At 39.4% G+C, this 14,334-nt stretch carries 12 protein-coding genes; 5 read left to right on the top strand and 7 right to left on the bottom strand.

The features are described 5' to 3' along the window. Nucleotides 1-124: 124 nt before the first annotated feature. On the bottom strand, nucleotides 125-2,101 hold the full coding sequence (locus tag ABTV71_RS01460) for a polysaccharide biosynthesis protein (protein ID WP_245971461.1): 1,977 nt from the start codon (nucleotides 2,099-2,101) through the stop codon (nucleotides 125-127). 389 nt (nucleotides 2,102-2,490) lie between these two features. Here ABTV71_RS01460 and ABTV71_RS01455 point away from each other — a divergent pair, with 389 nt between their 5' ends. Beyond that, entirely contained in the window at nucleotides 2,491-3,288 is a 798-nt protein-coding gene (locus ABTV71_RS01455; protein WP_433902044.1) for a tyrosine-protein phosphatase, read from the top strand. Between the two features lie 303 nt (nucleotides 3,289-3,591). On the opposite strand, the gene ABTV71_RS01450 is transcribed toward ABTV71_RS01455, so the two are convergent. From ABTV71_RS01450 to ABTV71_RS01440, 3 genes are all read right to left on the bottom strand, one after another. Next, nucleotides 3,592-4,416, bottom strand: a complete 825-nt coding sequence (locus ABTV71_RS01450; protein WP_433902043.1) for a helix-turn-helix domain-containing protein — start codon at nucleotides 4,414-4,416, stop codon at nucleotides 3,592-3,594. Nucleotides 4,417-4,565: 149 nt separating this feature from the next. Then, a complete protein-coding gene (locus ABTV71_RS01445) occupies nucleotides 4,566-6,161 on the bottom strand; it encodes a hypothetical protein (protein ID WP_433902042.1) in 1,596 nt (531 codons plus the stop codon). Nucleotides 6,162-6,204: 43 nt separating this feature from the next. Further along, on the bottom strand, nucleotides 6,205-6,390 hold the full coding sequence (locus ABTV71_RS01440; RefSeq protein ID WP_433902041.1) for a hypothetical protein: 186 nt from the start codon (nucleotides 6,388-6,390) through the stop codon (nucleotides 6,205-6,207). 1,178 nt (nucleotides 6,391-7,568) lie between these two features. Here ABTV71_RS01440 and ABTV71_RS01435 point away from each other — a divergent pair. The 3 genes from ABTV71_RS01435 (at nucleotide 7,569) to ABTV71_RS01425 (ending at nucleotide 10,685) form a co-directional block, all read left to right on the top strand. Next, nucleotides 7,569-7,715 carry a hypothetical protein gene (locus tag ABTV71_RS01435; protein ID WP_433902040.1) on the top strand — a complete coding sequence of 49 codons (147 nt, stop codon included), beginning with the start codon at nucleotides 7,569-7,571 and terminating at the stop codon, nucleotides 7,713-7,715. Nucleotides 7,716-7,753: 38 nt separating this feature from the next. Beyond that, nucleotides 7,754-9,631 carry a fimbrillin family protein gene (locus ABTV71_RS01430; RefSeq protein ID WP_433902039.1) on the top strand — a complete coding sequence of 626 codons (1,878 nt, stop codon included), beginning with the start codon at nucleotides 7,754-7,756 and terminating at the stop codon, nucleotides 9,629-9,631. A 433-nt stretch (nucleotides 9,632-10,064) separates the two neighbouring features. Next, the gene (locus tag ABTV71_RS01425; protein WP_433902038.1) at nucleotides 10,065-10,685 is read left to right on the top strand and encodes a hypothetical protein; all 621 of its coding nucleotides are present in this window, start codon (nucleotides 10,065-10,067) and stop codon (nucleotides 10,683-10,685) included. Here the strand turns inward: ABTV71_RS01425 and ABTV71_RS01420 are convergent. The 3 genes from ABTV71_RS01420 to ABTV71_RS01410 are packed head-to-tail and all read right to left on the bottom strand — an operon-like array spanning nucleotide 10,680 to nucleotide 12,368. Beyond that, nucleotides 10,680-11,081 (bottom strand): hypothetical protein, encoded by a 402-nt coding sequence (locus ABTV71_RS01420; RefSeq protein ID WP_433902037.1) that lies wholly within the window; start codon nucleotides 11,079-11,081, stop codon nucleotides 10,680-10,682. The two genes, ABTV71_RS01425 and ABTV71_RS01420, sit on opposite strands and share 6 nt — an antisense overlap. Before the next feature lie 20 nt (nucleotides 11,082-11,101). Continuing rightward, nucleotides 11,102-11,938 carry a helix-turn-helix domain-containing protein gene (locus ABTV71_RS01415; RefSeq protein WP_433902036.1) on the bottom strand — a complete coding sequence of 279 codons (837 nt, stop codon included), beginning with the start codon at nucleotides 11,936-11,938 and terminating at the stop codon, nucleotides 11,102-11,104. Continuing rightward, on the bottom strand, nucleotides 11,925-12,368 hold the full coding sequence (locus tag ABTV71_RS01410) for a response regulator (RefSeq protein ID WP_121126914.1): 444 nt from the start codon (nucleotides 12,366-12,368) through the stop codon (nucleotides 11,925-11,927). Before ABTV71_RS01410 ends, ABTV71_RS01415 begins: the two co-directional genes overlap by 14 nt. 533 nt (nucleotides 12,369-12,901) lie before the next feature. Here ABTV71_RS01410 and ABTV71_RS01405 point away from each other — a divergent pair. Further along, on the top strand, nucleotides 12,902-14,137 hold the full coding sequence (locus tag ABTV71_RS01405; protein WP_433902035.1) for a tyrosine-type recombinase/integrase: 1,236 nt from the start codon (nucleotides 12,902-12,904) through the stop codon (nucleotides 14,135-14,137). Nucleotides 14,138-14,334 lie beyond the last annotated feature (197 nt).

Genomic DNA, 14,334 nt, shown 5'->3' with positions numbered 1-14,334 from the left:
CGCTAAAATTAGGTTGATTTTTGCGAATTGGCAAGTTTTAATCGATGGGGATAAACATAATATACACAAAAGTCCCGTCAATGGGACTTTTGTATATATTATGCTAAGATTGCTTTACCTAAGTTTATGCTTTCTTAATAAGCGAATAAACGGGGACATCATTTATATACTCCTGTTCAATCGTGCTATCCAACGCTTCGTACTCTGAATTTTGAGATTTAAATTCCGGAACAATACGCTTCATCGCTGCCACCAATTCCATAAAATCCGGCAGATGCTGATCTGCATCCACAATCTGCTGGCAGACCGCATTGATCCGTTCAGCCTTCAGGATAAGTTCATCGTGTTTTACTTTGGCAATCATAATTTTCGGATGATGTGTTTTTACCGTATTTTCATTATTGGCCAAAAGCTCTTCATAGATCTTTTCCCCCGGGCGCAGGCCTACGATCTTGATGTCAATATCTTCGGGATAGCGGTAACCTTTCAGTTTGATCATCCGTTTGGCCAGATCCATTATTTTAACGGATTTGCCCATATCGAAGACAAATATCTCACCGCCTTTTCCCATGACACCGGCTTCCTGTACTAGCTGACAGGCCTCAGGGATAGTCATAAAGAAACGCGTAATTTCGGGATGTGTCAGGGTCAATGGGCCACCGCTTGCCATTTGTTTCTCAAAGAGCGGTATGACCGAACCATTTGATCCGAGCACATTACCGAATCGAGTAATGATAAAACTAGTTTCGGCCCTTCCGCTGCAGCTACTCACATAGATTTCAGCCATTCGTTTTGTTGCCCCCATCACATTTGTCGGATTGACCGCCTTATCCGTCGAAACCATCACCATTTTCTTTGTACCATACTGCATGCATAGATCAGCGACATTCTTACTTCCAAGTACATTTGTCTGAATAGATTCGTAGGGATTGGCTTCCATCAATGGCACATGTTTGTACGCCGCAGCATGGAAAACAAGATCCGGCTTATATTGTGCAAATATATTTTGCATAAAAGCGTAGTTGCGGACATCCCCCACAATGCAATGCAGATGTTCAGGTTGTGTTGCTTTTATCGACTGTTGGATATCGTATAGTGCAGATTCCGCCTGATCCAATAGGATCAACTTTTTATAATGACGTCTTGCGATCTGTCGGGCCAGCTCCGAACCAATGGATCCCGCCGCTCCCGTGACCAGGATCACTTTACCGTTCATTTCTTCTTCAATCTCCGGGTGATCCAGCTTAATGGGCTTGCGACCGAGCAAATCTTCAATTTTTAAAGGACGTATCTCCCGTTTTGCGCCGGAGTTGAGCAAAATCCTTGCCGATGGCATAATTTTAAGTTCAAGCCCGATATTCTGAAACCAGTCCGAGACATATTCCAAACGTTCGGGGTCATTGTTTTCCACGGCAATGATTACCTGCGTAATTTCGTGTTTACTGATATACTCCTTGGTAATTTCGGTAATATCCTTTATTTTCAATCCTGCAAGGCGTTTTCCGATGCGTGAAACCTTATCTTCTACAAAGGCGACAACCTGATACTTGATCCGGGGATCTTCTTTCAACAAAGAGAAAGACACCAGCCCGGGACGTGAAGCTCCAAAAATCAACACATTTTCTCCTTTTCTTGCGGGCAGGAACAGATACTCAAAAATCGTCCGGTATACCACGCGCGCCCCTACCATGATCACCATTAAAATACAGGCCTGCATCGTTAATACCCCGTACGAAAGACGGAGGTAATCATCCTCTACTGTCCCCTTTTCGAAAACAGCTCTAACAACCAGGGTCAACAACATCAATGTGATATAGGCAGAGGTGACCGTTTTAAATATTTTTATGGTATCCCGAATTCCTGTCTGACGCACGATTCCCCTAAAGGTATTATAACACAAAAACATAGCGAAGTACACTGGCAGCACGAGCACAAGTTTCTTCAACATAAGTGCCACATCAAAGACACCTTTGAAATTATTGACTACGTAGTTTGAAAATATATAGCTCGCCAATACAAACCACATATCAATGAGCAAAATGACCCACCGAGGATTATCCTTTCGCAACCGTTTTCTTAAATCCCATAGAGATCCCATCATAGCTTCCTTCTCTTTTAGTTTATTTCTTTACCGTCGTATTTATTTTGAAGTCCGTACAACGCATATGGCTTATTTCAATTTCATAAAAGATGACCAAGATACTTAAAATTTAACAATCATTTGGACCTTTTTACTAAAATAACAATAACGACGGGTGCCATGTACGCGCTATTCGCATCATCGTGGAGTAAGCAACTATTATACCGAAAATATTACAAACAGCAATAAAAATTAAAAAATCCTCAACATAAGGCTTTTCAAATTTATTATTATTCAACAAAATTCATTCTTCCTTACATTTTATACTTCTTCATAAACACTAAAACTGGCATATTGTTTGTAAAACATCCTATTAAGACAGACAAAACCATGTACTTGAATTATATATTATGAATTTTTTTACCCATTTATTTACCAATAAAAAGCCTTCATCCATAAGACCATTGGCCCAACTCGAGTTTTTAGAAGTGGACATGCACAACCATCTTCTTCCAGGAATTGATGATGGCAGTGCATCTGTAAAAAATTCAATCGCATATATTCAAGCTTTACAAAAGCTGGGGCTGCGAAAGTTTATCTGTACCCCACATATTATGGCAGGCGTACACCCTAATACAAAATCAACGATCGAAGAGGCGCAGACGGCCTTGATCAGCGGTCTTAAAGACATCGGAAACGATACTCCGATTTTTGCGGCGGCCGAACACATGATTGATGACGGCCTGGCATCCCTTGTTCAACAGGATGAACTTTGCATTATACCCGGCGGTTATGTGCTGATCGAGATGTCTTATCTGTCCGAGTCCAAAGCATTATTTCATACCATTCGGGATATTCAAAAACTGGGCTACAAACCTATTTTAGCGCATCCCGAACGTTATAATTATTACCATAACAATTTCAATATTTACAAGCAGATCAAGGACGCGGGCTGTTTATTGCAACTCAATTTACTTTCCCTCAGCCGATACTATGGCGTTGATGCGAAAGCAATTGCAATGACTTTATTAAAATCCGGCATGTATGATTTTGTGGGCACGGACCTGCATCATGAGCGGCATCTTGAAGCACTACAGAAAATCGCAGAAAAATATCCGGTGCGTGAAATGTTAAAAACTTCGCCGATCCAGAATCAAAGCCTGGCAGATCATTTCAACAACAGTAAATCCCAGGGCATTGCCGGCTAAAAAAATACAGGTTACCCCGCACCATTAAACAGCAAATCATCTGACATTGACCTTTTTTGGCTTCACTTTTAACAACGATTGACGAATTACAGGATCAGCATTCCTCCCGCTTGCAATAAAATTATTGCATTGGCGGGTGACGTTCGGGATAAACACATAAAAATGCAGGTATCCTATGACACCTGTATTTTTATGATTTTCATAAGGCGTGCAGGGTGTTTGACTAACACAAAAATACAATGTCAAATAAGGCGAAAAGTATGAATTTCGGTCTAAAAAGTATAAAAACAGGAGCGAATAAACTTATCCTTGCCAGCGCTTTCGATATTCTTTTGGAGTTACGCCGGTTTCCTTCAAAAAAAACGTACTAAAATTATTTACATTGGTATAGCCCAGCTCCCAGGCGATCTGCTTAATACTGAGCGAAGACTCCACCAATGACTTTTTACTCACGCGCAACAATTCGCCAGTAATCACATCTTTTGGTGTAATTCCAAGCACTTCGTTTGTTAAACTGGTTAGTTTTTTACTACCTATATTGAGCACGCCGGCATAATACATCACCCGTTTCTCCTTTTTTACATTTTTTTCTACGAGATCCTCAAAGCGGCGTACCAAATCCATATTATATCCCAACAGCTCACCCGGCCCTTTTTCTTCCATGTAAATCGCTGCGAGCAAAACCACTTGCTTCACAATATTATGTGCCAGGTCACGATAGATAGCCTGGTTATAGTTTTGCTTGGAGAGCTTAAGCTGCAGTCCAACAAACTCGTAATAAGTCGCGTATTCCTGAGGGACAGTTAGCACCTGATAGGTATATTGTCGTCTGTCAAATGATTTAAAACTACGGATAAATGAAGCATCGATGTCTGTACGTGCAAAAAAATTCTCGGAAAAGTAGATAATTAAAAAAGCACGCCGCTCGTCCGGATCAAATGCAATTTTAACTCCCCTTGGCACCAGAACGAGACTGTATTCGTTTACCTCAACCATTTTTTTATCAATCTGAATCCGGCAGCCACCTGCCGACACAAAAAGGACGGTATAATTGTCTGTTGCCGTTGCATCAGCAATGGCCGACGCCTCCCGCTCTATTCCGATCACACGATGAACTCCAAATTCCATAATTTCCAATTATCCGAAAATAACACCCTGAAAAATCAGCAGCGTAGGCCAAGCGAATTTAATAAATAATTTGGAACGAAAAAAAACGCCTTCCCAAAAAGGAAAGGCGTCTCCATTAAACTTGTTATTCAATTAGATCTTTCAGTATCTTAATTTCGTACACAACGCACCTGCACGGCATCACCGGAATTAATTCCGGTAATCTGACAGTCCCAACCAACACTTCCTTTGGCTCCCCCCATTTCAAATTTTTTGTATCCACCACCATTAGCTGTAATCAAATAATAAGCTTTATTATTTTCACCGTTTAATGCATTAGACGTACTATACTGACCAGCAAATAACATAAATAAATACTGATCTCTTGCCGCCCCGGGATGATTATAGACACCATAGAACATTCCCATCTTGCCCCCAGCGTTACCGCTAAATGTATCTACCCATCTAGCTGCCGCATCGCTACGTTGATTTTCAGCACTATTGGGGTTTGTCCTTTGGATCAATGCACTAGCCTCCTGCTCGGTTGGCAATCTCCAGGTATTACCATCTACCAATTTACAAGGGTCACCAGCCGCACCGTTTCGCTCCCTTGAAGGAGTTTGGTAAATCCAGGGATCCTTTGTATCGGATGTCGGAACAAATTTAGGCAACACATAATCAGCAAAGAAATAATCGCCGGCTGCATTATTCGCTTCCGCAAAGCCATACTTGCCCGTATTTGGGTTATAAACCAAATTTCCCAGTCCCCAGGTACTACCACCGATATTTACGTCAATTGGCTTTTTCAAAGTAATATCCAACTGATATTTCACACCAGGTTTAAGGTTCCATCCCCCTTTTGTTAAATTCTTTGCAACACTTCCAGCTATTGAAACTCCAGACAATACTATTGTTCCATTTGTTGTAGCAGCCGTTGTGATGTAGGTAGAATCCGAATTGATTACTGTTCCATTGGTATTTTTAAGATTGAATGCTACCGGATTTGCAGCCCCAATAAAGGTCAATGCACCATTTGTAAGCGACACATCAACAGCTGCACTGGAAGGAGCAATTGTTGCCCCCGCAATACTGCTTACTGAGCCCAACTGCGAGGCGTCAAATTTCAGTGTCACCTGTGTAAATAAATGTGCCAGATCAGCACTCAATACGTTCTGACCATCTTTAACCTCAAATGGAACCTGAGCTAACATAAAGTCCTTATCGGCAGTTAGACCAGCGAAATTCACGGTGTTCAGCTTCGATCCAGGGGCAATTGAAGGCAACGTCTTATTGGTACCGGACGCATAAATTACGAAAGTATATTTTCCTTTTTCAATCGCAAAATCCTGCGTACCATTTCCCTGTGTAAAAGATTTTGTTTCTTTATAGTCACCCGCTGCATCAAAAATTGCAACATAATAAACAGTACCTTGTTTCAATGCTTTCTGATCAGTACCTGTCGAAACGGTAGCCGCACGGTTAGATGCTTTTAAACCCGGAGCCGCTGCGGTTTCAGCGGTCAACGTCGCCACCAATGTATATTGATTGTCAAACGGAATTTCTACTATTTGTGCAGCCGAAGCATAAGAACGACCAACTGAAGCCGCTTTTACCGGACCTTCCGGCGCAAATGCCTGTCCTATATTTAAACGTAAGGTTGGTTCATCTGGAATGACCACATTATTAGTATCTTTACTACATGATGAGATAAAAATTACGCATGCCAAAAGAGAGGCTAAACCGAATTTTGTTGTAAACTTGTTCATAAAATAATTGTCTATATCACTATTAATTTATTTATCCTAAATACTACCACTCTACATCCTGACTTTGCGTCTCAGTCTGCCAAGATTCGGTCATCGAACCACTAACAGAACCTTGATTGGAACCTGCAGCAACGCTGTATTCCAGTTCTACATGTAACGCATTCACACAAGGAGTTTCATAAGGAAGACGGCCATTTAGGTTAGCCAAATTTTTTGTGTTCGTTTTCATTTTTTATATTTTTAATGTTCTAAAGCAATTTATGTTTGTGTAATTTATACACACTAAAAAAAGATGTTATCTAATTAATAGACAGACCTTTACTACAGAATAATATGACACTTCCAAATCAGAAGTTGCACGAAAGTAGATAATATTCGAAAGGGACCAAAGGAATTCGGACGATGTTTATTTTCCTGTAGCCAAAGCACTACAAGCCAACTTAAAACGAGCTATTTGCATGACATTTACATGAGAATTGATGTAAGATTCTCGAGAACTCGGCCACGAGAAAGAGATGGCCGAAATTTTCAGAACGGATCAAAAAATGTGGTTTAGCTATGAACCGAAATCGAGGAATTCAAAGATATTAATTGCTTAAACACTTTAATTATTATGAAAATAAAAACAAATAACAACAAAAAAAATATAGGTCGATATATATTTTTCTAAAACAACAAATACACACCACAAATATTGTTTATCAATAAATACAAGAAACAGCTAGATGTTATATATTATGTCTAAAACAGAAGTGATTAGTACTAAGAAATTGATTAGCTATATTAAAACATTCAACATACACCAAAGAAGAATAATCAAGCACGTGAATATCGAAAATATAGACTACCGAGAACCAACTATTCAAACATGTTAATTATAAAACAAATAATCACCGATAAAATATGAATGAAATTTAAAACAAAAATCAAACTTCTTTGTTGAAGCAGAGTATCACTGTCATGTGATGCGATAGAAAGTATTAAAAAACACTGCCATTTTACATTAAAAGACAGTTATATAAAAAAGAGACAGACAATAAATCGATGAAATGGAAAATGTTTAAATATCAAATGAATTTTATGTTAGAAAATAATTTACAATTTTTTTTTGCACAAGTTGATATTTAATCGTAATATTACAATTCAAAAATATATTGTATTTAGCCAAACTAAGAAAAAGTAGTAGACATATATAAATTTATAACGGCATTAACAGGAATATTATCACAAATTGACGCAGCGATAACAACAACACTTGTCTGTACGCAGAGACAAGTAGCTTATCAAAACGTTAATTTCTAAATTTTTAACAATGAAAAATTAAATTGTCCATTAAATTTTAAACCCCATGCTAGCAATAGCATGAATTATCCAAATAATATTATCATGAATAAGAACGCAAAAAAAATGTACGTTGCTCCGTCCATTAAGGAGCACGTTATTGAACTTGAGCAAGGCATTGCTGCAGGTTCTCAAGCCCAACCAGGCGCTACTCCACAATCAAGCGGCTGGGGAGCCGGAGCAGACGAAACCAATAACGGTGACGCATCCTAAACAAGTATTTAAATTATTAACAACAGAAAAGCACTAAAATGAAATTTCTACAAAAGAAAGGGGCTCACTGGGTTGTTGCAATGGCAATACTTGCGATACCAGGGACGTTGATAACGAGCTGCTCCAAAGATTCAAAAACAGAAATTGTTGACACAAAAAGCAACAAATTAACCATCTCAGTTGGCGGTATCAATACAAACAACGATGAAGGTGTAAAACGTATGGGTGTTTCCTCATCCAGCAAAACAGCGCAAAGCAAAATTTATTCGTTCAGTGATGTCGACATGCAAATTTCGACGGATAATAATGTTCCTGTAAAAACCAGTAGTTTGGCTAATTCTGTACGTTCAAACGGCACAGCAGCTGACGTTGCTCCTGGAGTAACAGAGAATATGGAACAAGACACAAAATATGTAGTATACATCTACTCAGGAAATACACTAGTTACGTCGAAAGAATTATTGTCAGGCACTGCAGGTACTATCGAAGGTCTTGATCCAGCCGGATCCTACACTTGGGTTGCACTTTCATACAACGCGAAAGACACAGCGCCATCAATAACGCCAGCGAGTGGATCAATTGCACTTCCTCAGAATAAAGACGTGCTTTATGCAACTGGCAGTGTTAATTTAGCGTCTAGCCCTACCATTAATATTCTATTTAACCACGCTTTTTCACGCGTTGGTATAGAATTAAATACTATCGGTGTTTTTGGTAATATCACTGGGAACCCTAGTGTTTCTGTATCAGGTTTGAATTTAGCAACAGGAAGCATTAATTTATTGGATGGTACTGTGACCGCCGGTGCATCATTCACACCGACGCTTAGCTATGCCGATTTCAAAAATATCGATCCACTACATAATGATGCTAAAATTGCTTACGTATATACAGCCTCAACCGCTGCACAAAGTGCTGTCAAAGTAACACTACAGAACTTAAACATTAACCACGTAGACGGGAGTTTAGCACGGACATACTTTGCAACTGCAACGGATTTTAATTTCTCTGTGACACCTGAGCTAGGCAAAAGCCATCGCTTATTGTTAAATGTTATTGAATCTCCATTAGTCACTGGCAGTGGCAGTAGTGCTGTAAGATGGAGCCGTTCAAATTTATTTGAAAGAGATGGAAACGATCCTTTACGGAAATATGCTTTCTATGCGACAAATGCACAAAGAAGTAGAGGAGATGGCTATTTCTCTTACGGTTCTTTGGTTGCCGCTCGATTCCCATCAAGTGCTGCACAAAAGGGAGATCCTTGTACAAGAATATATCCGCAAGGACTTTGGAAACAGCCTACAAGCACGCAGGTTGAAACCCTAACTTCGACAACAGGATTGTTAAATAACGTACTCAATCTTGTCGGAACATTACTGGGCGCTGCAGATCCAGCACCGGGATCCTCAGTTGGTACTGATGGAGGAAACCACGCTCAATACGCGATTACTGGTGGAGGTACAGCTGGGACAAATGCTTTTGGTACAGCAACGTCAAATTCAAATAATCTGCGCTTCTTCTACAATGGACAGATTGTAAATACAGCAGTTCTTACTGGGATTGGCGACAGTGGCAATGGATTATTAGGACTTGGCCTTTCAAATCTTTCGGCAAACCTATTGGGTTTAAATGTTTTGGACACAAATATCCCTGTATTAGGAACTTCTTATGATGCCTCAGCTGCATTCTGGACAGATTCTCCGGTACTTGCAGGCCCTCTTTTGAACGCTTTAGGCACAAGAGTTGGTTACTATGGTTATCATGCCTTTACAACTAGACGTACATTCCTTGGCGCGCCTTTTGGAGATCCATTTGTAAAAGCTTCAACTACAGCTGAAGCATTGAATGTAGAACTCTTAGGCTTAGATTTATTGAGAACTTCATTCAAAAATGTTCGTTGCGTACGCGCAAACTAATATAAACTGATGCTTTCAGTATTCCTATTTCAAAGCAAGCGGTTAGACAAAATCTAACCGCTTTTTTTATTTGTAGCCTTCTCCCTACAAAATATTTATTTCACACTTTTTAACACGATTATCGTCAATTTCCACACGGAAATTTCCAAATATATTTTCTACTTTTGAACCATCAAGTCATTTTTTTTGCGTTCGACTTGATAATATTAATGGATAAAATGGAACGAAGGCGTTCGTTCCATTATTTTTTAATCACTTATAGTCAACTTGTTAAACCAACACACTCTTTACTTACTGCTATTTCCTGCATGCTAAAAAGCTGACGATTTTGCACCCGTCCTTCTTAAACTATGCTGGCCTAGCAGCTGATCAAGGTGACAGGTGTGACAAGTGACGAGCTGCATTACAGCATATCATTTTCAGAAAAAGTATCATGGGAAAAGTCACGGACAATGCACTAGCAACATTGATTTCATCACGTATTACTGAGATTATGAATCAGACCGGGCTCTCACTTAACGGCCTTGCCAGCTTTTCGGGTTTAACAGCAGGGCCGCTGCGTAGTCATTACAACAAGACACTTACGATCACTGTCGAACATGTTGCCAAAATATGTCGTCCCTTTTCCATTCCTCTTACTGATTTTTTCAACGCTGAAATCGAACTCGAGATCGCAATTAACAAGGTTCCCGGGTTAAGTGCTTTTAGGAAAACAAATTCGGCTCCAGAACAAAACTTCTTATTGAAGCAAAAAGTAGCTCCCATAAGTGAATCGGTCAACGAAGACCTTAGACGTCAACGTGAACTGATCGCCTATATCGTTTACGCGTCAGATTATTTTACCGAAGCTCGCACCCTCGAACAGATGGCCGATGATTTTCAAGAAAATTATAAAGTTAATTTTAGCACAGAAAGGATCTATAGCTTGCTACGAAAGTATGTCGGCGGCGAAGTGTTACAACGCAAACCCTTGCCAAGACCCAAATGCAAGGGTAGCATTAGTAAAAGGCCCTTTTTATACTTCAAATCAGAAATAGAAAACCAAAATCTATAAAGCAGTAATCGAAATAATAGTTTCGACCTCACTTTCAAGCGGAAATTTTATCTGCCCCAGCCCCTTTATTGTATTCCCCCTCTGGTTTAGTAAAACAGGTCTATTCCCTATTGGAAAACTTTTGTCTTTATTTCCTTCAATAACTGAACTGCTCATACTATCAATGGTTTTCCTAAAGACCTGCATCTCAAATGTTCCCAAAGCCCTAACAACCAATGAATCAGGAGCAGATATCATGTCAACCGAAGAAGAATGATGCACAGCAGGGATGCTATTTACTGAAATAAAAGTTCCTAATTGAATGCTCAACGATGCGTATTGCGCCATCACAACTTTACCATATAGCAGATCGATAACTAAAATGGATACGATCAAAAATAACAGATGAATTTTCATTTTTTGAACTTTTATAATGGTTAGCTCTGTCGCAACGCAAGCGGAATGGAACCGGTCTGTTTCTTTACAAAACTCCTAAAGTTGGATTCGTCATTAAATCCCATTTCATAGGATATCTGTGAAATGGAAAGATTGGTATGCTTGATATACCTTACAGCCTGCTGCACCAAAACGGACAAAATCATTGATTTGGCAGTTTTTCCGGTGGTCGCCATACATATATCCGTTAACTTACGCGCAGTAACATGAAGCTGATCGGCATAAAATTGCACATAGGTATATTCCCTGCAATGTTTGTGAATCAACATTGAAAAATGATTTACCAGCCCAATATCGCTTACGTTCTTTTGCTGCAGCATCTGATCGCCGGCCGATACCTCATGATACACATCTAACAAAAGCGATTCCACACAGTGATGTGCAACAAGATCAAATATATAGTCCCCCTGCATGCTGGCCCTGCCAAGCCGGATCGTAATCTGCTGTTTAAAAACATGTTCAACAAAGCAAGAATCATGATGGAGAACCGGACGTTCCCCAAAGAACACGGGTGAATGAATAGTGGCTGTATCCTCGACCGAACGTTCATAAAATTTAGCGGTGAAACGGAGCACATAACCTCTGCCCACACGCAGATTTGACATGTCAATGGATCTACCCGGACCAACAAAAATCATCTGGTCTGCCCTAAGATGATATTTTTCTTTCTCAACGAAAATATCAATCGGCTCAAAGGTCTTGACTATCGTAAAAAAATCCCCACCGGTTTGTTCGAGGTCCTGGTCGGGGATGCTCCTAAAACCAAAAAACCGGAAACCGGCGGTCGTGATATTGCCTAGTTGATCAGGAATTTTCATGCGAAATGATTGAAATATTTTTTCTAACAACCAGAGGCCTCTCATATGGAGCCCCCATCATTCCATAACCGCAAATTAATCCCAGCATCTGTTTCGGATCACGTTTTGAAAACACCTGCAGCGCTCCATTCCTCTTAAAATCATTTATTTCGATCAGACTATCCGTAGCAGTATATCCGAATACTTTGATGGATGGAAATCGACGGCTTATTTCACGTACCGTATCAATCCCGTTCATAACGGGCATGTGCAGATCCAAAATACAGATCTGGGGCAATACTTTGCAAGAACCGAGATAGCGCAGCAATTCGCTCCCGTTATCCGCCATAAATTGCAAGTCGAACAGATCAAGTTGCGTCGAAAGCAGCTCAATAATTTTTTGCTGAAGCCTGCAGTCATCCGCAAAGACCAACTTAATCTTGTTTTCCATGTGTGCTTATTTTTTACATTAAACTGTAGTAGATCACTCCAAATTATCAAAAGATTAAGAAGGAAGTATTTTCATTTCCAACAATTTAATGTCCGACACTTTGTTACAATCGGGTTTTATTTTTTCCACGTCTCTTCCGGCAGAAATTTTATAAAAAGAATTCTCCGGTTCGACAAGTATTACCTCAACTTTTGGTTGTATATAATTGCGTTTGGATTTCATCATTATGCTACGATAGGTTTTTTAAACATTTTCTAAATAACCACTTGGGCTAATAATGTTAGTCTAATTCAGACTAAAAAAAATATGTTATCACCTGGTTTTCAGTGCTATAAATTTTAAACATTTTTATACCATACCCATTCAGCTAATGATTGGGTATTTTTTTTAATTTCATGGTTATTTTAACACAATCGTTTGCACGCATTTAAAATAAAAACGGTATATTTGAGTAAGTGAAATTGTAGTCTGAATTAGACTAATTCGTATATACTATTATCTTTATACTCAGATATTAGTAAAAAGTGTACGCGATGATTTTCAATTTTACCCTGTTGAGTATAGGCTCAACATCACAGATTGCCCTAAAATTTATTGATGAACAACAAAAAGAGTTTGTCGTAAAAACAACCTTAAAGATCAATCCCAATCGTTGGAATCAAGATAAACAGCGCCCGGAAAACATTTACCTAAAAATCTATAAAAAGCTTAACGCAAAATTAGATGCAATCAAAATTTCGGTATCCAGTTACCTGAAAGAGGTCGCATCTAAACAACGTAAATTTTCACTCAATGTTTTGACCCGGCTCATAAAAAAATGTTGCATTATAAAAGAAAGCCCTTATGAACCCGGAAGTCTGTTAGAAGCAACGGACAACTTTATCCAGAACCGTCTGCACCTCATATCCGGCAATACACATCGGCGATACAAGGTCTTTTTCAGCATGCTGAAGCGCTTCGAAGGTTTTCAGCAAAAAAACCTGATGCTCAACGAAGTAAACAGCAATTTTGTGAAAGATTTTATCAGATTCGGAGAGTTGGAATCCTACAGTTCCAGTACCATTTATCGGACTATATATTTTGTTCGTACTGTCCTGAATTTTTTAGAAAAAAGAGGAATACGCACCTTCGTTTACGAACTGGAACTCCCAAAAATTAAAAAATACAACCGGGTCATCAGTCTTACCGAAGATGAGCTCATCCGTATCAAAGAAACTGTTGTCCCCCCGGAACTGAAGGCAGCCAAGGACTGGCTAACCATCAGCTGTTACACTGGACAACGCGTTTCAGATTTCATGAATTTTAACCTGGACATGATGGAAATCCTGGACGGAAAACCCTGTCTTTCGTTTACACAGCAAAAAACACAAAAGACGATTCTGCTTCCCTTACATCCTACTGTCGTACATATTATGTCTGCTAATGGAAACGACTTCCCTTCAAAACTTTCCGCTCAGAAATACAATGAACAGATTAAGGAAATCGCGCGCCTGGCCGGTATAAATAGCCTGATCAAAGTTCGCACCCGAACTGGTTTCAGGTCGACAGAAAAACTGATACAAAAATGGGAAGCCATTACCAGTCACATTGGCCGACGCAGTTTTGCCTCCAATTTTTACGGGAAGATACCGACACCATTACTTATGCAAGCAACCGGACATAGTACCGAACAGATGTTTCAGCGCTATATCAGCAATACGGACACCGAAAGAACCCGCTCTTTGGGTGCTTATCTGGACGAAGTTTATAAGAGTAAATTTTTAGTGTAACGTTTGATATTTGGGTAAAACCAAAAATTATCCCTTATGAAACAAAACGGAACCTGTTAAGATCAGTGGATTTATACGATACCAATATATTGTATCATATTTTAAGAAATAATTTATAATTTAAGCTGACAGCACATGAATTCATAAACAACAAACATATATTTTCTTCGTCATTTGTCTTGCATACGACAATTGTA

Origin of the sequence: Sphingobacterium puteale, from assembly GCF_050986225.1 — a bacterium.
In the GTDB taxonomy this organism is placed as follows: domain Bacteria; phylum Bacteroidota; class Bacteroidia; order Sphingobacteriales; family Sphingobacteriaceae; genus Sphingobacterium; species Sphingobacterium puteale.
This window is presented reverse-complemented; position numbering and strand designations above follow the sequence as displayed.